Origin of the sequence: Nocardia sp. NPDC058176 (genome assembly GCF_042883805.1) — a bacterium.
Taxonomy (GTDB): domain Bacteria; phylum Actinomycetota; class Actinomycetes; order Mycobacteriales; family Mycobacteriaceae; genus Nocardia.
Genome location: NZ_JBHVVA010000001.1, coordinates 2,261,892 through 2,282,053, shown reverse-complemented (window position 1 = coordinate 2,282,053; position 20,162 = coordinate 2,261,892). Strand labels below are relative to the sequence as shown.

Below are 20,162 nucleotides of genomic sequence, written 5' to 3'. Positions count from 1 at the left end.
CGACGGCGGGGTGCTCGAACGACGAGCACCCCGCTCCTCGCCTCAGGCGGAGAATCCGCCGAACTCACCCCGGTAGAACAGGAGTGGCCGCCCGCTCTCGGCCGCCCGCAGCGCACCGATCCGGGCCAGGACCACCGTGTGATCGCCCGCCTCGTGCTCGAGCTCCACGGTGGCCTCGATCTGGGCCAGTGCCCCGCGCAGCGCCGGTGCGCCGTTGCCCGCCCGGTCCCACTCGACCCCGGCGAACTTGTCGCCCCCGCTCACCGCGAACCCGCGGCACATCTCCCGCTGCTGTTCGGCCAGGATGTTGATGCACAGCGCCCCCGCCTGCCGCAGCAGCGGCCAGCTCGTCGAGGTCTTGGCCGGACAGAACGAGACATAGGGCGGATCCAGCGACACCGACACCACCGACTGGCAGGTGAAGCCCAGCGGCCGGGTCCCGTCGTGGGCGGCGATCACCGCGACACCGGTCGCGAAGTGGCCGAGCACCCTGCGCAGCTCGGCCGGGCCGGGGACACCGGCGTCGATGACAAGGTTGTCTGCATTCATGGCTCCCACCCTCCGTCGCGGGCGGTGACCCGCTCAAGATGTTCTCCCGGTGAGCGGTTGTCGACCCCGCCGAGGCAACCCCACCGGTTGGTAACATGCACCGATGGTGACCAGCGACTCCGACCCCGGCGTGCCCAACCTGCCGCCGACCAGCTGGGCGGTGCTCGCCATGCTCTCCTACGAGGAGGAGGTCTCCGGCTACGACCTGAAGAAGTGGGCCGACTGGAGTCTGCGCTACTTCTACTGGACCCCGTCCTACAGCCAGATCTACGCCGAACTGAAGAAGCTCGAGCAGCACGGCTACGCCACGTCGCGCCTCGACAGCGACAACGCCATGCGCGGGCGCAGGCTGTACCGGATCACCGATTCGGGTCGGGTCGCGGTCACCACGTGGTGGAACAAGGCGCCCGTGGATCCGTCGGTGCTCAAACACCATGTCCTGGTGCGCGTGATGTTCGGTCATCTCGGGTCACCGGAGCGGCTCAAGCAGATCCTGCGCGACCACATCGCCGACGTCGATCAGCTCGAGCAACGCGCCGCCGTCGACGCCGAGGCGGCCAAAGCCGAACCGGGCTGGGCCTATTCACAGATCGTGCTGCAGTGGGCCCAGCGCCACTACGCCGCCGAACGCGAACTCGCCCAGCAGCTCATCGACGAGATCGACGAGGCGGCCATCGTGCTCGCGACGGCCGAGCACGACGAGCGCGCCGAATACCCGCACCCGACCCCGGGCCGCTGGCGCGAGATCGAACAGCGCGTGCGCGACGAGGAACTCGAACACGACTCGGTCGACTGAGCGGTGGGGGCGCACCGGGCGCCCCCACCGCGGCGTCACTTCGCGGTCAGCCGCTCGATGTCGTCGATGATCTTGTTCGCGCCGAGCACGCCGATGCCGAGCATCCAGGTGTCGTCGGCCACCTCGTAGGCCTGGTTCGCGGCCACCGCGGGCAGCGCGCCCCACAGCGCCGTGACCCTCGCCTTGGTGGTTCCCGCGCCGGTGCCGTTGTAGTCGGCGTGGAACACGATGTCGCCGTTGATCTGCTCGTACTGCTCGGGATCGAGCTCGACCATCGAGTACTGGTTCCACTCGCGCGCGGGATGGGTGAAGCCGAGCTGGGCCAGCAGCGAACCCGAGAAGGTCTCCGGGCCGTAGAGGCGGAAGCGGTCCTCGGTGAACCGGACCATCGACACGGTCTTGTTCGGCGCGTCGATCTTGGCCCCGACCGCCTTGGCGCGGGTGTCGAGCTCGGTGAGCAGCCCCTCCATCTCGTCGGTCTTGCCCACCGCGTCGGCGGTCAGGCGCGCCTGCTCGTGCCAGTTGGTGCCCGAGCTCACCGAGAACACGGTCGGGGCGATGGCGTCGAGCTGGGTGTAGAGCGGCTCGTGGCGGACCTTGGTGCCGATGATCAGGTCGGGTTCCAGATTGGCGATCGCGTCCAGATCCGGTTCCTGGATCGTGCCGACGGTGGCCACGCCACCGAGCTTGTCGGCCAGGTACTTCGGCGGGCCGTAGCCCACCGCGCGCTCGGTGATCGCGATCGGCGTCACGCCGAGCGAGACGAGCGCGTCGAGGTGCGGGGAGTCCAGCACGATGATGCGCTGCGGTTGCGCGGGCACGGTCGTCTCGCCCATCGCGTGCTTCACCACGTGCCCGTCGGCAACCTCGGAATCGGCCGAACCACAGCCGGTCAGCACCAGGCCCATCGCGGCCACCGCCGCGCCGAGCGCGATGGTCAGCCGGTGTCTTCTTCTGTTCTCGGTCTTCACGGGGTGCACATTAGCTGAACCTAACCAAGGTTGCCCTACCCTTGCTGGGGTCGGTACAGTCCGCCGGTGTCTTCGAGTCGTGCCGCCGTGTCCACGGAACACGGCTCATCCCCACCCGCGGCCGGCACCGGTCCGCTCCTGCGTGGTGGTGCGATCCTGCTGATCGCGGCGGTCGTGCTGTTCGGCGTCTGCGTGGCCAGTCTCGCGATCGGCGCGAAATCCATCCCGATGAGTGAGGTGGTCGCCGCCCTGTTCGGGCAGGGTGACGACAGTGTGCGCGTGATCATCGGCGACTGGCGGCTGAGCCGCACGGTGGTCGGCCTGGTCTGTGGGGTCGCCCTCGGCGCGGCCGGTGTGGTCATCGGCGCGCTCACCCGCAATCCCATCGCCGACCCCGGCCTGCTCGGGGTGAACGCGGGCGCCGCGCTCGGTGTGGTCATCGGGCTCACGCTCAGCGGCGGTGCCATGGGGGTCACCGGATACACCTGGTTCGCCTTCGCAGGCGCGGGTGCGGCGGCGGTGATCGTGTACCTGCTGTCGATGATCGGGCAGGCCACCGCGTCGCCGTTGCGGCTCGCACTCTCGGGTGTGGCGTTGGCCGCGGTGCTGTCGGGCGTCACCCAGCTGCTGGTGTTCGTCGACGAGAGCGTGCTCGACTCGTTCCGGTTCTGGCGGATCGGTTCCCTGGCCGCGCGTGATCTCGCCGATGTCGTGCCGCTCGTGCCGTACGTGCTCGGCGCCGCGCTGCTGGCCCTGGTCCTGTGCCGGGCGCTGAACGCGCTGAGCCTCGGCGATCGGACCGCGGTCGCGCTCGGCGTCAACCTCGGCGTCGTGCGGTTCCTCGGCTTCATCGTGGTCACCGTGCTCTGCGGTGCCGCGACCGCGCTGGCCGGACCGATCGCGTTCGTCGGCCTGCTGGTGTTCCACATCGCCCGGTATCTGGTCGGCGCGGACTACCGGTTGCTGGTTCCGCTGTCGATGGTGCTCGCGCCGACGTTGCTGCTCGGCGCCGACGTGCTCGGCCGGGCGATCAGCGACGGCGGCCCGGTTCCGGTCGGGGTGATGACGGCCTTCGTCGGCAGCCCCGCGCTCATCGCGCTGATCGTCTGGAGCCGTCGGTTGGGAGCCGAGTCGTGACCGTCGCCGAACAGACCCGGCCCGGCGGGCGCTGGACGCGCACCGGGGTCACCCCGACCGATCGGGCCGTCACCATCGGCCGCTACACCGTGCGGTTCGACCGGCGGGCCACCCTGGTCACCGCGATCCTGCTGGCGCTCGTCGTCGTCCTGGTGGCGGTCTCGCTCATGGTCGGCGAATACCAGGTCGGACCCGGCGCGCTGTGGGACGTGCTCACCGGCACACCGCAGCGGCGGCTCGATCGCTTCTTCGTCATGGACCGGCGGTTGCCCCGGGCCCTGGTCGCGGTCGGCGTCGGCGGTGGCCTGGCCGCCGCGGGCGCGATCTTCCAGCGGCTCTACAACAATCCCCTGGCCAGCCCGGACATCATCGGGTTCACCAGCGGTGCGTCCTTCGGTGCGGTCTTCGTGTTGCTAGTGCTCGGCGGCTCGCTCACCTTCGGCGCGATCGGTGCCGCGGTCGGCGCGCTCACCACCTTCGCGATCATCGGCGTGCTCACCGTGCTCGGTGGGCTGCGCGGCACCCGGCTGGTGCTGGTCGGGATCGCGCTCGGCGCGCTCGCGACCTCGGCCACCTCCTACGTGCTCAGCCAGGCCTACCTGCCCTCGGCCGCCGTGGCGAACACCTGGCTGATCGGCTCGCTGAGCGGGCGCGGCTGGGGTCATGTGGCCGCCGTCGCGATCGGCATCGCCCTCGTCACGCCGGTGATCGTGCTGTCGAATCGGGCCTTCCACGCCCTCGACCTCGGCGACACCGTGGCGATGACGCTCGGCGTGCGCAGTGGTCGCGCCCGGATGGCCCTGATGCTGGCCGCCACGATCCTGGTCGGCCTGTCGGTGGCCGCCGCGGGCCCGATCTCGTTCATCGCGCTGGCCGCACCGCATCTGGCTCGCGGCATCACCCGCACGCCGGGCGCGGGCATTCTCCCCGCCGCGTGTGTCGGCGCGCTGTTGCTCGGCGTCAGCGACCTGGTCGCCGAACACGCCTTCCCCGCACCGGTGCCGGTCGGTGTCATCACCGTGAGCATCGGCGGGGTCTTCCTCATCTGGCTGCTGGTACGAGAGGGTCTTCGTCACCGTGTCTGAAACATCCACTCCGACAGCGGAATCGACCGCGGTGGGCGCCCGGCTGCGCGGCGAGGCGGTGCGCGTGTCCTACGGCGATCGCGCGGTGCTCCACGATGTCGACATCGCCGTGCCGGACGGCCGGTTCACCGTCATCATCGGGCCCAACGCCTGCGGCAAGTCGACCCTGCTCGCGGCGCTGGGCCGGATCCTGCGGCCCGACTCGGGCTCGGTCATCCTGGACGGCAAGGCGATTCACGGCTACTCCACCAAGGAGACCGCGCGCCGGCTGAGCCTGCTGCCGCAGACCCCGGGCTCGCCCGACGGCATCGTCGTCGGCGATCTGGTTGCCCGCGGCCGGTACCCGCACCAGGGCCTGCTGCGCCAGTGGTCCGACGAAGACGCCGCCGCGGTCACCGAGGCATTGGCCGCCACCGGCACCACCGAACTGCGGCACCGCCGCGTCGACGAACTGTCCGGCGGTCAGCGCCAACGGGTCTGGATCGCCATGGTGCTCGCCCAGTCGACCTCGATCGTGCTGCTCGACGAACCAACCACCTACCTCGACATCAGCCATCAGATCGACGTTCTCGATCTGTGCGAACGCCTGTACCGCGAGCACGGCCGCACCGTCGTCGCGGTCCTGCACGACCTGAACCTGGCCTGCCGCTACGCCACCGACCTCATCGCCATGCGCGACGGCCGCATCATCGGCCGGGGCAGTCCCCGTGAGCTCGTGACCCCCGACCTCGTCCGCGAGGTCTTCGACCTCGACTGCGTCGTCATCGACGACCCCGTGACCGGCCTGCCGATGATCGTCCCCGGCCGCCGCCCCGTGGACGAGTGATCACCAGGCTCCGGTGGCGCGGCTTCCCGGCCGGTGGCGCACTGCGAGCCTGGTGATCAACGGTCCAGTTGTATGGGGGCACTCTCGGGTGTCGTGGCGAGGGTGAGGGATTCGCGGATCATCGGCCAGATCTCGGCGCGGGCGGTGGTGGTTGCCGTCAGCGTGGGGATGGTGAGAAAGCCGTGGAAGAGGCCGTCGTAGCGGCGGTGCCGGACAGGGACGCCGTCGGCGGCCAGACGGGCGGCGTAGGCGTCGCCGGAGCTGCAGGGTGGGTCGAGTTCGGCGGTGATCACGACGGCTGCGGGTAGGTCGGCGAGGGTGGTCGCGCGGGTCGGGACCAGGCGGACGTCGTCGGTGCCGTGCGGGGCGTACTGCTGCCAGTACCACCGCATGGCGCCGGTGGTGTTGTAGTGGCCGGTGCCGAAGCGGCGGTAGGACTCGGTCTCGAAATCGTCGTCGATCACCGGATACAGCAGCACCTGCGCGGCGATCGGCGGGCCGCCCCGATCCCGCACCGCGATGGCCACGGTCGCCGCGAGATTGCCGCCCGCGCTGTCCCCGGCCAGCGCGATCCGCGCCGGATCTCCGCCGTGCACGCCGATGTGCGCCGCCGTCCAGTGCAGCGCGGCCAGCACGTCCTCGTGCGCGGCCGGGCCCGGATGCTCGGGGGCGAGCCGATAGTCCACCGCGACCACGACCGCCCCGACACCCACCGCCATCGACCGGCAGAACTCGTCATGGCTGTCGAGATCACAGAACACGAAGCCACCGCCGTGCGCGAACACGATCACCGGGAGCGGGGACTCGACGTGATGTGGTCGGTAGACCCGCAGACCCAGATCGCCGCCCGGTCCGGCGATGGTGACATCGCGTGCCTCGCGCAGGTCCGGAAGACGTTGCGGTGTCGAGCGTCTGGCGCGGATCGCGGCACGGACGTCGGCGGCGGGCATCGACGCGACATCGGGGAATCCGTCATCGAGGGCGGCGAGCATGGCGGCCACCTGCGGGTCGGGCACGGCGCCGGGCCCGGTCGTCGGGAAACGTGAGGCGGTCACTGGCCCTCCTTGGTACGGCTCGTGGGTCGAGCAACGGATTTCACGGTAGGTTCGCGGCACCCGCGCGCCACCGCGTTCTCCCGCTGGGCGGACACCGCCGCGCTCCCGTCGCCTCGGTCTCCCGCGTCGCCTCGGGTCTTCCGCTGAGGCGGCATCGGCTGCGTTTCCGCCGCCGTGTTCTTCCGCCCGGCCGACGCAGTCGGCCACCGCGCTCCCTCATCGAGGCGGTGACAGCCGCGTTGGTGCCGCCGCGTTCGTCCCACTGGGCGGAAGACCACCGCCTTCTCGTCCGGACGGACTCCTACGGTCGGCGAATGGACGCCGCGAAGGTCTATGTGATCGACACCGTTGTCACCGAACCCGGTCGGGCGCGGGAATTCGTCGATTCCTATCTGCGCGAGTACGCGCCGGGTGCACGGGCGCGTGGCATGACCCTGGAGCGAATCGTCGTGAGCCCGCCCGTCTGGTTCCCGGACGAGTCGAACACGGTGATCGCGACCTGGGTTGTCGAGGGTGCTGAGGGGTGGTGGGCCATGACGTGGAAGGGGCGACCGGATCCCGCAGTGCGCCAGTGGTGGGCCGAGGTGGACGCGCTCGTCGTCGAACGATCCCGCACCACCGCCGCTGCGGCCGCCGACGTGGATCGGCTCGGCAATGTGTGAAGTCGTTCGCCTGCTGCATCTTTCACCCACGGTCGACGCCGCCGAACGCGACCACCTGATCGCGCGCCTGCGCACCGCTACCGCCGGAGCGGCCCACCGAGTGCTGATCCAGCCCACCCTGCCGGGCGTTCGCAACGGCGGAGACATCCTGGTGCACCTGCGATTCGACGATCACGTCGGCGGGCTTGCCGAGTCGGATCCCGCCGGGCTTGCCGAGTCGGATCCCGCCGGGCTTGCCGAGTCGGATCCCGCCGGGCTTGACGAGCCCGATCCCGCCGGGCTTGCCGAGTCGGATCCCGCCGGGCTTGCCGAGTCGGATCCCGCCGGGCCTGCCGAGTCCGATCCCGCCGGGTCGGCCGAGCTCGGTCCCGCTGGAGCTGGTGCCGCCGTGTTTGCCGGGGTTGGTGTTGCCGGGTTCGCCGACCGTGATCCCGCCGCGGCCGTCCTGCCTGATCTCACCGCGCATGCCGGGGTCGATCCCCTGGGATCTGCCGGGTCCTCCAAGGATTTCCGGGTCACACAGTTGGACACTCTCCTGGCCACCGCTGCCGTGGCACACATCGACGGCGCCGAATACTGCAGGGGCGTAGGCGGATTCACCGAGCCACGCGCACCTGGCTCGGTCTACCGAGTTCTACTCCTTCGGGTCGCCCCCGATACTCCGCTCTCGACGATCGAACGCTTCGAAGCCGACCTGCTCCGCATGCCCGACCACATCGACACCATCCGCTCATGGCAGTTGAGCCGGGTGACCCGCGCCATCGGCGCCTCCCCGTGGACCCACGTCTGGGCACAGGAATTCACCGACCTGGCCGGCCTGAACGGGCCCTACCTCATGCACCCCGTGCACTGGGCCCACGTCGACCGCTGGTTCGACCCCGAATGCCCGGAATCCATCGTCCACGACCGCGTCTGCCACAGCTTCTGCCCGAACGTCCCGGTAGCCTGACGCGCCTCCGCGGGTGTGGGTGGGTAGCGGTGGCCCCCTCCAGAGGGGTCCTTCGTCACTGGGAGTAGTTGTAGACGCTGGCGCGGGAGACGCCGAGCAGGTCGGCGATGGACCGTGACGAGCCAGGGGCGTCGAAGAACCCGTCGCGGCGCAGTTGTTTGACGAGTTCGCGCTTGGCGTCTCGGGGCAGGCTGCGCGGCGTGTGGGAGCGGGCGGCCGCGAACGCCTCGACGGTCTCGCGCAGTTCGCGCACGGTCCGGTCGCGCAGCGTCTCGACGACCTCGCCGCAGTGCGCCACTTCGGTGGCGACGAGGTTGGCCAGGGTCAGGGTCAACGGCGACAGCGACGAGACGTCCAGATTCAGGCACAGCGCCGCGATGTAGCGGCCCTGCCTGTTCTTGATGCCGATCGAGGTGCTCTTGGCCGGTCGCCCGTCGGGGAATCGGTTCGGGTAGTTCTGGAGAACGCTCGGGTAGTCCGGGTCCGCGATGCGCGCCAGGCCGAGCTCGGTGGCCGAGTCGCCCACCTGCCGGCCGGACAGGTTGTTCTCGATGGCGCGCACAGCGTGCTGCGGTGTGCGCAGATCATGCAGCACCACCTCGCACAGCCCGGGGAACATCCGCCCGATCGCGCTCGCGATCTTCTCCGCCTCGGCCAGCAGGTGTTCGTCCTCCGCGCTCATGCCCGTGGCCTCGCGTCCTCGACGGTTCGTGCGTCCTCGCCGAAGATGGCTGCCATCGCCTCCGAGGACTTGGTCCCGGCGCCGGTGAGCACCACGACGGTGGTCTCGTCCGCGCCGATGGCGCCCTCGGCGAGGAAATGGTCGAGCGCCGCGGCGGCGACACAACTGGTGGGCTCGGCGTAGAGGCCGCGCGCGGCGAGTCTGCGCGCCGCCGTGCGGATCGCCTCGTCGGACACGGCGACCGCCGCGCCCCCGGAGCGGCGGATCGCCGCGACCGCCTCGGGCAGGCGGACCGGTTCGGCGATGGCGGCACCCTCGGCGATCGTGGGAACGCGCGGTCCACGATCGGCCGGGTCGCGACCGTTGACCGTGTCGGCGATGGTCGCCCAGTGCTCGGGCTGGCCGACGAACAGTCGCGGCAGGCGCTCGATCCGGCCCGCCGCGAGCAATTCGCTGAACGCGATGTCGCAGCCGAGGACATTGCTGCCCGCGCCGGCGACGAGAACCACGTTGTCGGGGGCGCGGAACCCGAGGTCCTCCCACATCTCGTAGGCCACGGTCTTGGTGCCCTGCAGGAAGAACGGATGCCAGTTGTGGCTGGCGTACCGGATCTGCCCGGACTGCCGGATCGCCTCCCGCGACACCTCATCGCGAGTGCCCGCGACGAGCTCGATCCGCGCGCCGTACGCGCGAGCCTGCAGAACTTTCGCGGCCGAGGTCAGCGCGGGCACGATGATCTTGGCCCGGATCCCGGCGGCCGCGCAGTAGGCGGCGACCGCGGAACCGCCGTTACCGGAGCTGTCCTCGAGCACGTACTCGGCGCCCTGGCCGAGCAGGTGCGAGATCATCACCGCGACACCCCGGTCCTTGAAACTCGAAGTCGGGTTGAACCATTCGAGTTTGAAGTGCACCTGCCGACCGCCCCACTCCACCGGCACCATCGGCGTACAGCCTTCACCGAGGCTCACCCGATGACGCGGGTCGACCGGAATGACCGCCTGATAGCGCCACAGCGACCGCTCCGAGCTGATGACCTGATCGGCCGCCATACCGGGCAGCGCACTCATCGCCAGCGGGGTGCCGTCATCACCCCGCCACCGCGGGTCCGCCAGGGCGTAGCGGTGACCGGATCGGTCGTACAGGAACGCATCGGCGGAGTCCGTCATGCCAGCCATCGTAGACCTGCAGTCCAAATATGTACTACTGATCCAAATCCCGCTCTGGTGTCAGCCGGTTCCGATCGCGGACGAACCACCTGCCGCGTGTAAAGGCCGGAGCCGCAGGCGAATCCGCCGCACGGCGACAGAGTGTGAAGCATGGATAGGGTGGAGTGATGTTGCTGTGGATCAACGGCCCGTTCGGCGGCGGTAAGACCCAGACGGCGTTCGAACTGCACCGGCGTCTGCCCGGCAGTGTCGTGTGCGATCCGGAAATGGTCGGGTACGGGCTGCACCGGATGATGCCGCCGGGACTCCGAGCCGACTTCCAGGACTATCCGAGCTGGCGGCAAGGCGTGTTCGAGGTTCTGGATCATGTGCTCCGCCACCATGACGGTGTGGTGATCGCGCCGATGACAGTCGCCGAACCCCGGTACTTCGCCGAGACGGTCGGGCGATTGCGCGAAGCGGGACACGATGTGCGCCACTTCGCGTTGCTCGCGCGTCGCGACACCGTGCTGGACCGCCTCCGTGACCGCGGACTGGGTTTCGCGCCCATTCTGCGCGCAGTGGGTCAGGGCGACCTACTGCTGCGCACGGAACAGTTCGCGGTCGACAGGCTCGACTTCTGCCTCGAGCAGCTGGGCGAACCCGAGTTCGCCGACCACATCTGGACCGACACGACTCCGGTCGCGGCGGTAGCGGATCGCATCGCCGACACCGTCGGGGTGACGCTCACACCCGACACCGACGGCCGAGTGCGCGGCAGGATTCGCCGCATGGCCGTCACCCTGCGCAACGCCCACTTCTGAGGCGGCCCCAGAGTTCCACTCTGGTGGGTACTTTCGCTGAGCTGTCACCGGGCCTCCCGGAAACCCGCCCCGCCTGCGCCTGTGCCGATGAACCGAAAGTGGGAGCTCGCGCCGACAGGTTACGGAAGTTCGACCGCGGCGAGCCGGAGGCCTGAACCGGGCTGCGCGCCGAACTCTCCGTTGCGCAGCTGTTCGCGCAGGCGTGCGGTGTCAGCGGCGGGAGAGTCGCCGTAGAGATCCCGGTAGTCGCGCGAGAAATGGGGAGCGCTGCGGTAGCCGACCGCGGTCGCGGCCTGGGCCGCGGCGTCACCGAGAACGACCATGCGGTGGCGGGCCTCGCCGAGGCGCAGTCGTTTCAGGTACTGCATCGGGGTCATGGACGTGGCTTGCTTGAAGCGTCGGAACAGCGTCGGCTGGCTGGTGCGGACCTCCGTCGCGAGCGCGCTCATCGACCACGGCTCGGCCATCCGGTCGGTCAGCAGGCGGACGGCGTGCGGAACGACGGTATCCCCGTCGTCGATCGCGGCCAGGACCCGTGGTGCCTGGTCGGTCTGCAACAGGCGCAGCACGATCTCGCGGGCCACCAGGGGACCGAGGATGGCCATGTGCTCGGGCTCGTCCAGCAGCGTGAGCAGTCGCGCGACCGCGTCGGCCAGGGGCGCTGTCCAGGTCCCGAGCCGCCCCAACTGCCCCGGCGGTTGTTCTCTGCGCGGCATGGCCGCCGCGACCTCCCCGACGAGAAGGGGATCGATCTGCCACCTGACCGTGAGGAAATCGCGCTGTGGGTCCGTGTCGACGACACCCGAGACCACGGGGAGGTCGACCGGTGTGACGAAGAACCGGTCGCGGCCCCACACCTGATCGTCGTCGCCGACGATGGTGCGCTTGCGTCCGGCGAGAACGACGGACAGGGAGGGGGTGTAGTGCTGGTAGGCGAGTCCGGTCGGGGCAGTGAGGCGGCTGAGGCGAAGCCCGAGTGCCCGTGCCGACTCCCGGTTCTGGACACGCCGCGACACGGTCTCGGCCGCACGTTCGAGACTCTGTGCGATGGCTTGGTCCATACGGCCATTCAACCCTCTCCCGGTGGCCGGCCGGCCCATGACGGGATCTGGCAAGGAACTGATCGCTGCGGGTAAGGAGTGAGGGCAGGGGAGCCAATACCGTCGAGGCATGCAATCCACTGACGAACTTCTGGCCACCCTCCCCGCCGACACCCGGCTCTCGGGACGTACTGCACTGGTCACCGGGTCTTCCGGCGGAATCGGCGAGGCGATCGCCCGCGTGCTGGCCGCGTCCGGCGCCGAGGTGGTCGTGAGCGGCCGCGATGTCGACCGGACGCAGGCGGTGGTGAACGCGATCATCAAGGATGGCGGGCTGGCGCACGCGCTCATGGCAGACCTCGGCGGTGGACCGGACAGCATCCGGGAATTCGCCCAGCGCGCCGAGGCCACCCTCGGCGGCAGGGTGGACATTCTCGTCAACAACGCGGGGGTATATCCGGGCTTCCAGACCGCCACGGTCACCGACGACGAGATGCAGGCGCTCTGGGCTACCAATATCCGCGCCCCGCACGTCTTGGTCGCGGCTCTCGCGCCGCGGATGGCCGAGCGCGGATCCGGCGTCATCGTGAAAATCGGCTCGTGGATGTCCAGGGTGGGCGTGCCCTACAAGGCCCTCTATTCGGCCACCAAGGCTGCCATGGAGCAGTTGACCCGCGCCTGGGCCGCGGAATTCGGTCCGCGTGGTGTCCGCGTGAACACCGTCGCGCCGGGAGCGACCGCCACCGAGGGCACCGCGAAGAGCTCCGACGCACTGGTGGAGATGACGAAGGGGACGCCGGCGGGTTCCCCGGTCCGCCCCGTCGACATCGCCTCCGCGGTCCGGTTCCTCGCCTCCGACGAGGCGCAGTACGCCCACGGGGCCACGCTCGACGTCGACGGCGGGGTCGCGTCCACCCGCCTGCGCTGAGCCGCCCTGCGGCGCGGACTGCCCGAATAAATTGTGGCACAACGATTCCGGGTACCTGTCCCGGTCGCCGTCCGGACGGCGACCCGGACCGCGTGCGGTTCAGGCGTAGCGGGGTACCCGGCGGTCGGTGTCGGACCGGCCCGCGGGGCCGACGCCGAGGGGGCGGGGGTGCTGTTGGAGGGTGGGGCGGACGCGGACCCGCCCGTCGTCGACGTGGCGCCAGATATTGAGGGCGGTGGTGCGGATGGGGGCGGTGAGGCGGTGGTCGAAGAGCATGCGGTCGACCGGGCCGCAGACCGAGACCGCGGCGACGGCGGATTCGCCGAGGTCGCCGATGGGGGCGGCGATGCAGCCGAAGCCGGGGAGGGACTCTTCCCGTTCGACCGCGATGCCGTGCGCGCGGACCTTGTTCAGCTCGGCGTCGAGCTGGGCGCGCGTGGTGATCGAGTAACGGGTGCGCGCGCCGGCCTGGCCGGTGACCACCTCGGCGACGCGGCGTTCGTCGGAGTAGGCGAGGATCGCCTTGCCGACCGCCGTACAGTGCGCGGGCCGTCGACCGCCGACGCGGGTGGGCACCGCCACGGCCAGATCGCCGGCGACCTTGTCCAGGTACACCACATCGGGCCCGTCCAGGACCGCCAGATGCACCACGAACCCGGTCACCCGGTGCAGTTCGTGCAGGAACGGCATGGCCGCGCGGTGCAGCCGGTCCTGGTGCACCGCCAGCGAACCCAGCTCCATCAGCCGGATGCCGAGCTCGTAGTCACGCCCCTCCCGGCGTAGCCAGCGCAGCTGGACGAGGCGCTCCAGCATCCGGTGCGCCGAGGACCGGGGTAGCCCGGTGCGGCGCACGATCTGGGCGAGAGTGAGCCTGCCGGGGCCGTCGAAGGCGTCGAGCAGGAGGGATGCGCGATCGAGAATCGCGCTCGGCGTGGTCGCCTCGGCCTGGATGACCATGGAGCTCTCCATTCGGATCTACGAGCTGATGCCCACTCACATATTTCGATTAGGCATATACCTATTGATACCATCTGTTGTGTCGGCTGTCACATGAATCGGGCAAAACCGCCCGAAACGGCCCCGAAACGACTAAAAGCCCCCGGTCCGAGCGGTGAGCTCGAACCGGGGGCTCCGGTGGCGCGGGTCTACATGGCCGCGAGCGGCTCGCTGCCGGACCAGTCGTGGCCCCAGTAGCTGTCGGCGGTGATCTCCTCGGCGGTGTAGTACCGCTCGTCGACCCGCATGCCCTCGGTGCCGAATTCGATGTCCCAGCCGCCGGGCGCGCGGACGTAGAACGAGACCATCTTGTCGTTGGTGTGCCTGCCCAGTGTCGAGGACACCGAGAACCCGTCCTTGCCCACCCGGTCGAGGGCCTGGCCGACGGCGTCGAGGCTGTCGACCTCCACCATGATGTGCACGAGCCCGGGCGCGCCACCGTGCGGCGCCGGGCACAGCGCCAGGCTGTGATGGCGTTCGTTCACGCCGAGGAAGCGCACCCGCATCGGACCGAACTCCGGCGGCGCCGGAATGCGGAACGCGCCGCGCGACAGGAAGCCGAGCACCTCGGTGTAGAACTCGAACGTGCCGTTGAGATCCATGGCGGGCAGCACGACATGGCCGAGGCCCTGCGCGCCGGTGACGAACTTCGCGCCGAACGGTGTCACGACCGGGCTGTGGTCGAGCACCGCGCCGTGGAACACCTCGAGCGTGGCGCCGGTCGGATCCTCGAAGGTGATGACCTCCTCGACGCGGCGCGCATCGGCTTCCTCCACCGACAGCGGCTTCACCGCGACACCGGCCGCGGTCACCGCGTCGCGCACCCGCACCAGGGCCGCGTGGTCGCGCACCTCCCAGCCGATGGTCACCACGCCGTCGGTCTCGCCGGGCACCACGATCATCCGGGCGGCGCGCTCGTCCATCCGCAGATACAGCGCGTTCTCGTCCGGCCCGCTGCCCTGCGCGAAGCCGAGCACTTCGAAGGCGAACTTGCGCCACCGGTCCATGTCGGCGGTCTGGATCTTGACGTAGCCGAGGCCTTTGATATCAGTCATTTCCGTTGTCCTTCTTGCTGTTCGGGTCAGATCATCGAGCGCAGGTTGGCGGCGGGGTCGATGCCGAGCGAGCTGAGCGCCGAGGCGTGGTACACCGTGCTCGGCACGTGGATGGCGTGATTGAGGCCCGCGTGCGCGTCGCGCCAGAAACGCTGCAGCGGCTTGTCCATGCGCAGCGCGTTGCCGCCGGAGCGGGCGAAGATCTGATCCACCGCCATCACCGCCCGCCAGGCCGCGCGGACCTGGGTGCGCCTGCCCGCCGCCCGATCGGCGAAGTCGACCTCGCGGCCCGCCTCGACCAGATTCCACACCCGGTCCACATTGGCCAGCAGTTCCTGTCGCGCGGCATTGATGTCGGCGGCGGCCTCGCCGATGGCGAACAGCACGTACGGGTCGTCCTTGACCGCGGTGCCCTGCGCGCCGACGCGCTCGCGCTGGTAGTCCAGGTGCGCGGCCAGCGCGCCCTCGGCGATGCCGATCACCGCCGCGCTGATGCCGAGCGGGAACATCGTCGACCACGGCATCTTGTAGAGCGTCTCGGTGACGCCGTACTCGCGCTGCGCCGTCCCGTCGATGACGTGATCACCGTTCATCACCCGGTAGGACGGCACGAAGGCGTCCTTGACGATGATGTCCTTGGATCCGGTCCCCTTGAGTCCCACCACATTCCACGAATCCTCGACGATCTCGTAGTCGCTGCGCGGCAGGATCATGTGCAGCATGGTCGGCGGCAGCGCCATCGCGCCCTCGGTGTCACCGAGCATGGCGCCCAGGAAGATCCAGTCGCAGTGATCGGTGCCGGAGCTGAACTGCCAGCGGCCGTTGAAGATGTAGCCGCCCTCGACGGGGCGGGCGATGCCGGTGGGGGCGTAGGGCGAGGCCATCCAGGTGTCGTTGTCGGCGCCCCACACCTCCTGCTGCACCTTCGGATCGGCGAAGGCCAGCTGCCACGGGTGCACGCCGACGATGCCGCAGATCCAGCCGGTGGCCGGGTCGAGGGAGGCCGCGGTCATCACCGTCTCGGCGAATTCGCGCGGGTGGGCTTCGAATCCGCCGTACTTCTTGGGCTGGAGCAGCCGGATCGGGCCCGCCGTCTTGAGCATCTTCGCGGTGGCGTCGGGCAGTTGGCCCAGGCGTTCGGCCTCGGGGCTCTGCTCGCGCAGCCGGTCGGCGATCGCCATGATGTTGTCGAGCACGTTGGTCATCGGGTTGGTGCTTTCTCTAGAGGGGGTGCCCGGGTCAGGCGGTGGTGTCGAGGATCGCGCCGCGGGCGATGTTGTCGGCCACTTCGGCTTCCCAGCTGGTGACGGCGCGTTCGGTGTCGATCTCGAACTCGAAGCGCTTGGTCATGTCCTCGGTGACGTCGTCGACGTCGACGTAGAACTGCTTGTACCAGCGGCGCAGCTGATAGACCGGCCCGTCCTCCTCCGACAGCAGGGGATTGTCGATGGGCGCCTTGTTCTTCCAGATCGCGACGTCCTGCTCGAAGCCGATCTCCACACCGCGCGCGAACTGCGCGGCCATCGCCTCGGCGTCGGCATCGGACATGCCCTGCGGCTTCTTCACCATCGCGCCGTACTGCAGCACGAAGGAGTTGTCCGAAACCGGGTAGTGGCAGTTGATCAGCACCGTCTCGATCGTCATGCCGTTGGCCTCGCTCCAGAGCCAGTCGATCATGTAGGACGGGCCGAAATACGAAGCGTCCGAACGCAAGGTGGAGTTCGGGTCGTCGTAGCTGGTGCCGACCTCGATGTCGTGGCGCGGGGTCGAGCGCATGTACTGGGTGGCGACCGGGCCCTCGAAGACGTTCTTGAAGTAGCGAGGGAAGGCGTAGTGCACGTAGAAGAAGTGCGCCATGTCGACCACGTTGTCGACGATCTCGCGACAGTGCGAGCCCTCGATCAGCATCGAATTCCAGGTCCAGTCGGTCCATTCCGCGGTGCCGTAGCCCTCGATCTCGGGAATGGTGACCTCGTCGGTGGGCTTGCTGCCCTGCGGGTCGTGCCAGACGTAGAGCTGGCCGTTGCGTTCCAGCGTCGGCCACGAGCGGGTCTTGGCCAGCGGCGGAACGCGGCGCGCGTAGGGGATCGCGGTGCACTTGCCGTTGCCGCCCCAGCGCCAGTCGTGGAACGGGCAGGCGATCGAATCGCCCTTGACCGTGCCGTGGGCGAGGTTGCCGCCCATGTGGCGGCAGAAGCCGTCGAGCACGTGCAGGGCGCCGTCGGTCTCGGACCGGAACACCACCAGCGTGGTGCCGAAGGCCTTGACCTCGTGCGGGTTGCCGTCGCGGAACGTGGCGAGCAGTCCGAGGCAGTGCCAGCCGCGAGCGAATCTGGTCGGTGCCGCGGCGGCCTCGATCCGGCGGTAGTCGGTCGCGTCGAGCTGTGTTCGGCCGTTCGGCGGGTTCTCCGGCATCGAAACCTCCATGTATCGGGCGGAGTGGGGATGAGCTGGGCCGATGGTGTGCCCGCGGGGGCACCGGTGCGACCGTGCCGTCCCGGTCAGCGGACAGGTTTCCGCCGTGGCGCGCCGATGTCCCGATCAGTGGGAGAGGTACCGGTCACGATCGGCGCACGGATCTACCGTGGCGGCACACCGACGAGAGGATCGATCGTGGGCAACGCCGCCGCGGTGATCGGTCAGCCGATCCAGATCGACTTGGACACCGACGCCATCCGCCTGTTCGCCGCCGCCGTGCGGTCGGCCGATCCGGCCTATCGGCTCGCCGAGCATCCGGTGGTGCCGCCGACCTTCCTGCCCGCCGATGCCTTCGGCGCCGGGGACCGGGCCGAGACCGACCACCGCTTCTTCGGGCGGCCGCCGCGGGCAGGGGACCGGCTGACCGCGATCCGCGCGGTCCGTGAGCTCGACGCGCCCGAGTCGCTGACCCGCTACTTCGACCGCACCGGCGGGCTCGTCGCCGAATCCTGGGCCGCCGCGGCTTCGGTCGCTTCCTCGGAACACGCTGTCGCCGAACCACTCTCATCCGACGCCGCGGCCCAGCTGGCGGCCTATGCCACCGACTGGCTCGGCGCCGAGAACATCCGCCGCTTCCGGACGAGGATCGTGCGCGCGCTACCGCCGGGTGAGACTGTGACCTGCTCGGGACACCTCACCCAGCACTACATCCAGGACGGCGAGGCGCGCGTGGATGTCACCCTGGCCGGCGCGGACTCGACCGGCGCCGTCGTGGTGCGGGCCTGGGCCAGCTTCGCCCGCGACTGACCGGCCATCGACGAACAGGAACGATCCATGTCAGAGACCGCCGATCGCCTCGCGCGGCTGGAAGCCGTCGCCGCGATCACCGCGCTCAAGCACCGCTACTTCCGCGCGTGTGATGCCAAGGACCCCAAGGGGTTCCGCGACTGCTTCATCACCTCGGGCGCCGAGCTCGACTACGGCGAACTCGGCGCGCTCGACGCCGACGGCATGGCCGCGGTCTTCGCCTCGATCGCCCTGCGCCAGGTCGACGGCGCGCACGCGATCCTCGACATGCACCACGGCGTGCACCCCGACATCACCGTGCGCGAGGACGGCACCGCGGGCGGCCACTGGACGCTGCGCTTCCGTCAGCTGAACCTGATCGAGCGCACCGAGACGGTCGCGACCGGGGAGTACACCGACGAGTACGTGGTCGAGGACGGTCGCTGGAAGATCGCGAAGTGCACGTTCGTGCGGCTGTGGGCGCTCACCCGCCCGCTCGACGCCGACTGCCGCGTGGTGCAGGGCTGAGCCGGTCGCCCGATTCTCCACCACGCCGCGCTCGGCGATGGTGAGCTGTTCACAGAGGACAACGATGTTCGGAGGAAACGCATGACACGACGCTACGAGGACAAGGTCGTCTTCATCACGGGCGCGGCCCGCGGTCAGGGCAGGGCCGAGGCGATCCGCTTCGCCGAGGAAGGTGCCGACATCATCGCGATCGACGCGTGCGCCGACTTCGCCAGCACCACTTACCCGGGGGCCACCGAGGCGGACCTCGCCGAGACGGTGAAGCTGGTCGAGGCCACCGGCCGCCGGATCCTCGCGAGCAAGGTCGACGTGCGCGATTTCGACGGGCTGTCGGCGGCGCTGGCGGCGGGGATCGCGGAGCTCGGCCGCCTCGATGTGGTCGTGGCGAACGCGGGCATCTGCTCGGCGGCCATGTCCTGGGAGATCACCCTCGAACAGTGGCAGGAGACCATCGATGTGAACCTGACCGGGGTGTTCCACACGGCGAAGGCCGCGATTCCGCACCTGATCGAGCAGGGCACCGGTGGCGCGATGGTGTTCATCAGTTCGGTGTCCGGGTTGAAGGGCACGCCGTTCACCGCCCACTACGTGTCCACCAAGCACGCCATCACCGGTCTGGCCAAGACCATGGCCAACGAGCTCGGTGAGCACCGGATCCGGGTGAACACCGTGCACCCGGCGGGCGTGGCCACCGGCATGGTCATGAGCGAGATGGGCCCGCTGTTCGAGAAGCACGCGGCGACGCTGGCGCCCATCTTCATGAACTCGCTGCCCACCTACATGACCGAGCCCACCGATATCGCGGCCGCGGTGGCATGGGTGTGCTCGGACGAGGCCATCCACGTCACCGGTGCGCAGATCCCCGTGGACATGGGCAACCTGAACCGCTGACCGGCCACTTGGTATTTTTATACCGCCGTCGCTAGGCTGGTATGAAAATACCGAGTGGAGGCGTGATGGTGGAGCTGAAATCACCCGCGGAGATCGAGCGCATGCGGGTGACCGGCGGGTTCGTGGCCGACGTGCTGGCCGGCGTGCGGGAACGGGCCGTGATCGGGGTCAACCTGCTGGAGCTGGAAGCGTATGTGCGCGAACGGATCCGAGAGCGCGGCGCGGTCTCGTGCTACTGGGACTACTCGCCCTCGTTCGGGCGCGGTCCGTTCCGCAACACCGTATGCCTGGCGGTCAACGACGCCGTCCTGCACGGACTCCCGCACGACTATGTGCTGCGCGACGGCGATCTGCTCACCGCCGACCTGGCCGTCACGATCGACGGCTGGTCCGCCGACTCGGCCATCTCGTTCGTCGTCGGGACCGGAGCGCCCGAGGACGAACGGCTGATCCGGGCCACCGAGGAAGCGCTCGTCGCCGGGATCGCCGCCGCGCAGCCCGGCAACAAGATCGGCGACATCTCCGCCGCGATCGCCGCCGTCGCCCACGGTTACGGCTATCCGATCAACACCGAATTCGGCGGCCACGGCATCGGCCGAACCATGCACGAGGACCTGCACATCCCCAACGACGGCCGCGCGGGCCGCGGCTTCCGGCTGCGCCCCGGCCTCACCATCGCCATCGAACCCTGGTTCGCGGCAACCACCGACAAGGTCTTCACCGACCCCGACGGCTGGACCATCCGCTCCGCCGACGGCTCCCGCTGCGCCCACAGCGAGCACACCATCGCCGTCACCGAAGACGGCCCCCGCATCCTCACCCTGCAGGACTGACCGGTC

The 20,162-nt window shown here is 69.6% G+C and carries 23 protein-coding genes; 12 read left to right on the top strand and 11 right to left on the bottom strand.

The window, feature by feature from the left end:
* Window positions 1-42 precede the first annotated feature (42 nt).
* On the bottom strand, window positions 43-549 hold the full coding sequence (locus ACFVVM_RS10640) for a flavin reductase family protein (protein ID WP_387615884.1): 507 nt from the start codon (window positions 547-549) through the stop codon (window positions 43-45).
* Window positions 550-655: 106 nt separating this feature from the next.
* On the opposite strand from ACFVVM_RS10640, the gene ACFVVM_RS10635 reads away from it, so the two are divergent.
* Window positions 656-1,345, top strand: coding sequence for a PadR family transcriptional regulator (locus ACFVVM_RS10635; RefSeq protein ID WP_387616821.1), 690 nt, complete (start codon window positions 656-658; stop codon window positions 1,343-1,345).
* Window positions 1,346-1,380: 35 nt separating this feature from the next.
* Here ACFVVM_RS10635 and ACFVVM_RS10630 read toward each other — a convergent pair whose 3' ends face one another.
* The gene (locus ACFVVM_RS10630) at window positions 1,381-2,316 is read right to left on the bottom strand and encodes an ABC transporter substrate-binding protein (protein ID WP_387615882.1); all 936 of its coding nucleotides are present in this window, start codon (window positions 2,314-2,316) and stop codon (window positions 1,381-1,383) included.
* A 66-nt stretch (window positions 2,317-2,382) separates the two neighbouring features.
* On the opposite strand from ACFVVM_RS10630, the gene ACFVVM_RS10625 reads away from it, so the two are divergent.
* Genes ACFVVM_RS10625 through ACFVVM_RS10615 form a run of 3 tightly spaced genes read left to right on the top strand, consistent with a single transcriptional unit; the run spans window position 2,383 to window position 5,364 of the window.
* On the top strand, window positions 2,383-3,453 hold the full coding sequence (locus tag ACFVVM_RS10625) for a FecCD family ABC transporter permease (protein WP_387615879.1): 1,071 nt from the start codon (window positions 2,383-2,385) through the stop codon (window positions 3,451-3,453).
* Window positions 3,450-4,538 carry a FecCD family ABC transporter permease gene (locus ACFVVM_RS10620; RefSeq protein WP_387615876.1) on the top strand — a complete coding sequence of 363 codons (1,089 nt, stop codon included), beginning with the start codon at window positions 3,450-3,452 and terminating at the stop codon, window positions 4,536-4,538. The genes ACFVVM_RS10625 and ACFVVM_RS10620 overlap by 4 nt, the downstream gene beginning before the upstream one ends.
* Entirely contained in the window at window positions 4,531-5,364 is an 834-nt protein-coding gene (locus ACFVVM_RS10615) for an ABC transporter ATP-binding protein (protein WP_387615873.1), read from the top strand. The genes ACFVVM_RS10620 and ACFVVM_RS10615 overlap by 8 nt, the downstream gene beginning before the upstream one ends.
* Before the next feature lie 56 nt (window positions 5,365-5,420).
* Here ACFVVM_RS10615 and ACFVVM_RS10610 read toward each other — a convergent pair whose 3' ends face one another.
* Window positions 5,421-6,419, bottom strand: a complete 999-nt coding sequence (locus ACFVVM_RS10610; RefSeq protein WP_387615870.1) for an alpha/beta hydrolase — start codon at window positions 6,417-6,419, stop codon at window positions 5,421-5,423.
* 314 nt (window positions 6,420-6,733) lie between these two features.
* Here ACFVVM_RS10610 and ACFVVM_RS10605 point away from each other — a divergent pair, with 314 nt between their 5' ends.
* Window positions 6,734-7,081: a hypothetical protein gene (locus ACFVVM_RS10605; RefSeq protein WP_387615868.1), complete on the top strand. Its 348-nt coding sequence runs from the start codon at window positions 6,734-6,736 to the stop codon at window positions 7,079-7,081.
* Between the two features lie 22 nt (window positions 7,082-7,103).
* Here ACFVVM_RS10605 and ACFVVM_RS10600 read toward each other — a convergent pair whose 3' ends face one another.
* Window positions 7,104-7,547, bottom strand: a complete 444-nt coding sequence (locus tag ACFVVM_RS10600) for a hypothetical protein (protein ID WP_387616856.1) — start codon at window positions 7,545-7,547, stop codon at window positions 7,104-7,106.
* Between ACFVVM_RS10600 and ACFVVM_RS10595 the strand changes: the two genes are divergently transcribed.
* Window positions 7,470-8,030, top strand: a complete 561-nt coding sequence (locus ACFVVM_RS10595; RefSeq protein WP_387616819.1) for a Dabb family protein — start codon at window positions 7,470-7,472, stop codon at window positions 8,028-8,030. The two genes, ACFVVM_RS10600 and ACFVVM_RS10595, sit on opposite strands and share 78 nt — an antisense overlap.
* A gap of 55 nt (window positions 8,031-8,085) precedes the next feature.
* On the opposite strand, the gene ACFVVM_RS10590 is transcribed toward ACFVVM_RS10595, so the two are convergent.
* Window positions 8,086-8,712 (bottom strand): transcriptional regulator, encoded by a 627-nt coding sequence (locus tag ACFVVM_RS10590; RefSeq protein WP_387615866.1) that lies wholly within the window; start codon window positions 8,710-8,712, stop codon window positions 8,086-8,088.
* Complete coding sequence (locus ACFVVM_RS10585) at window positions 8,709-9,878, bottom strand: pyridoxal-phosphate dependent enzyme (RefSeq protein WP_387615864.1); 1,170 nt, start codon at window positions 9,876-9,878, stop codon at window positions 8,709-8,711. Before ACFVVM_RS10585 ends, ACFVVM_RS10590 begins: the two co-directional genes overlap by 4 nt.
* A 167-nt stretch (window positions 9,879-10,045) precedes the next feature.
* Here ACFVVM_RS10585 and ACFVVM_RS10580 point away from each other — a divergent pair, with 167 nt between their 5' ends.
* Complete coding sequence (locus ACFVVM_RS10580) at window positions 10,046-10,681, top strand: AAA family ATPase (RefSeq protein WP_387615862.1); 636 nt, start codon at window positions 10,046-10,048, stop codon at window positions 10,679-10,681.
* Between the two features lie 119 nt (window positions 10,682-10,800).
* On the opposite strand, the gene ACFVVM_RS10575 is transcribed toward ACFVVM_RS10580, so the two are convergent.
* Window positions 10,801-11,742: an AraC family transcriptional regulator N-terminal domain-containing protein gene (locus ACFVVM_RS10575; RefSeq protein ID WP_387615860.1), complete on the bottom strand. Its 942-nt coding sequence runs from the start codon at window positions 11,740-11,742 to the stop codon at window positions 10,801-10,803.
* A 109-nt stretch (window positions 11,743-11,851) separates the two neighbouring features.
* Between ACFVVM_RS10575 and ACFVVM_RS10570 the strand changes: the two genes are divergently transcribed.
* The gene (locus ACFVVM_RS10570) at window positions 11,852-12,649 is read left to right on the top strand and encodes an SDR family NAD(P)-dependent oxidoreductase (RefSeq protein ID WP_387615858.1); all 798 of its coding nucleotides are present in this window, start codon (window positions 11,852-11,854) and stop codon (window positions 12,647-12,649) included.
* A gap of 99 nt (window positions 12,650-12,748) precedes the next feature.
* On the opposite strand, the gene ACFVVM_RS10565 is transcribed toward ACFVVM_RS10570, so the two are convergent.
* The 4 genes from ACFVVM_RS10565 to ACFVVM_RS10550 form a co-directional block, all read right to left on the bottom strand.
* On the bottom strand, window positions 12,749-13,606 hold the full coding sequence (locus tag ACFVVM_RS10565) for an IclR family transcriptional regulator (RefSeq protein WP_387615855.1): 858 nt from the start codon (window positions 13,604-13,606) through the stop codon (window positions 12,749-12,751).
* 188 nt (window positions 13,607-13,794) lie between these two features.
* On the bottom strand, window positions 13,795-14,700 hold the full coding sequence (bphC, locus tag ACFVVM_RS10560) for a biphenyl-2,3-diol 1,2-dioxygenase (protein ID WP_387615852.1): 906 nt from the start codon (window positions 14,698-14,700) through the stop codon (window positions 13,795-13,797).
* 26 nt (window positions 14,701-14,726) lie between these two features.
* Window positions 14,727-15,905, bottom strand: coding sequence for an acyl-CoA dehydrogenase family protein (locus tag ACFVVM_RS10555; RefSeq protein WP_387615849.1), 1,179 nt, complete (start codon window positions 15,903-15,905; stop codon window positions 14,727-14,729).
* Window positions 15,906-15,939: 34 nt separating this feature from the next.
* A complete protein-coding gene (locus tag ACFVVM_RS10550) occupies window positions 15,940-17,115 on the bottom strand; it encodes a Rieske 2Fe-2S domain-containing protein (protein ID WP_387615846.1) in 1,176 nt (391 codons plus the stop codon).
* Window positions 17,116-17,313: 198 nt separating this feature from the next.
* On the opposite strand from ACFVVM_RS10550, the gene ACFVVM_RS10545 reads away from it, so the two are divergent.
* The 4 genes from ACFVVM_RS10545 (at window position 17,314) to map (ending at window position 20,156) form a co-directional block, all read left to right on the top strand.
* The gene (locus ACFVVM_RS10545; RefSeq protein WP_387615844.1) at window positions 17,314-17,925 is read left to right on the top strand and encodes a hypothetical protein; all 612 of its coding nucleotides are present in this window, start codon (window positions 17,314-17,316) and stop codon (window positions 17,923-17,925) included.
* 27 nt (window positions 17,926-17,952) lie between these two features.
* A complete protein-coding gene (locus ACFVVM_RS10540; protein WP_387615841.1) occupies window positions 17,953-18,432 on the top strand; it encodes a nuclear transport factor 2 family protein in 480 nt (159 codons plus the stop codon).
* A gap of 81 nt (window positions 18,433-18,513) precedes the next feature.
* Window positions 18,514-19,323, top strand: a complete 810-nt coding sequence (locus ACFVVM_RS10535; RefSeq protein WP_387615839.1) for a mycofactocin-coupled SDR family oxidoreductase — start codon at window positions 18,514-18,516, stop codon at window positions 19,321-19,323.
* A gap of 65 nt (window positions 19,324-19,388) precedes the next feature.
* The gene (gene map, locus ACFVVM_RS10530) at window positions 19,389-20,156 is read left to right on the top strand and encodes a type I methionyl aminopeptidase (RefSeq protein ID WP_387615836.1); all 768 of its coding nucleotides are present in this window, start codon (window positions 19,389-19,391) and stop codon (window positions 20,154-20,156) included.
* Window positions 20,157-20,162: the final 6 nt, after the last annotated feature.

What these genes read in the sequence shown, in the direction of transcription:
- ACFVVM_RS10605 (WP_387615868.1), top strand. Translation starts at nt 6,734, where the DNA reads ATGGACGCCGCGAAGGTCTATGTGATCGACACCGTTGTCACCGAACCC.
- ACFVVM_RS10540 (WP_387615841.1), top strand. Translation starts at nt 17,953, where the DNA reads ATGTCAGAGACCGCCGATCGCCTCGCGCGGCTGGAAGCCGTCGCCGCG.
- ACFVVM_RS10570 (WP_387615858.1), top strand. Translation starts at nt 11,852, where the DNA reads ATGCAATCCACTGACGAACTTCTGGCCACCCTCCCCGCCGACACCCGG.
- ACFVVM_RS10590 (WP_387615866.1), bottom strand. Translation starts at nt 8,712, where the DNA reads ATGAGCGCGGAGGACGAACACCTGCTGGCCGAGGCGGAGAAGATCGCG.
- ACFVVM_RS10535 (WP_387615839.1), top strand. Translation starts at nt 18,514, where the DNA reads ATGACACGACGCTACGAGGACAAGGTCGTCTTCATCACGGGCGCGGCC.
- ACFVVM_RS10575 (WP_387615860.1), bottom strand. Translation starts at nt 11,742, where the DNA reads ATGGACCAAGCCATCGCACAGAGTCTCGAACGTGCGGCCGAGACCGTG.
- ACFVVM_RS10640 (WP_387615884.1), bottom strand. Translation starts at nt 549, where the DNA reads ATGAATGCAGACAACCTTGTCATCGACGCCGGTGTCCCCGGCCCGGCC.
- ACFVVM_RS10555 (WP_387615849.1), bottom strand. Translation starts at nt 15,905, where the DNA reads ATGACCAACGTGCTCGACAACATCATGGCGATCGCCGACCGGCTGCGC.
- bphC (WP_387615852.1), bottom strand. Translation starts at nt 14,700, where the DNA reads ATGACTGATATCAAAGGCCTCGGCTACGTCAAGATCCAGACCGCCGAC.
- ACFVVM_RS10550 (WP_387615846.1), bottom strand. Translation starts at nt 17,115, where the DNA reads ATGCCGGAGAACCCGCCGAACGGCCGAACACAGCTCGACGCGACCGAC.
- ACFVVM_RS10585 (WP_387615864.1), bottom strand. Translation starts at nt 9,878, where the DNA reads ATGACGGACTCCGCCGATGCGTTCCTGTACGACCGATCCGGTCACCGC.
- ACFVVM_RS10580 (WP_387615862.1), top strand. Translation starts at nt 10,046, where the DNA reads ATGTTGCTGTGGATCAACGGCCCGTTCGGCGGCGGTAAGACCCAGACG.
- map (WP_387615836.1), top strand. Translation starts at nt 19,389, where the DNA reads ATGGTGGAGCTGAAATCACCCGCGGAGATCGAGCGCATGCGGGTGACC.
- ACFVVM_RS10565 (WP_387615855.1), bottom strand. Translation starts at nt 13,606, where the DNA reads ATGGTCATCCAGGCCGAGGCGACCACGCCGAGCGCGATTCTCGATCGC.
- ACFVVM_RS10600 (WP_387616856.1), bottom strand. Translation starts at nt 7,547, where the DNA reads ATGCGCGGTGAGATCAGGCAGGACGGCCGCGGCGGGATCACGGTCGGC.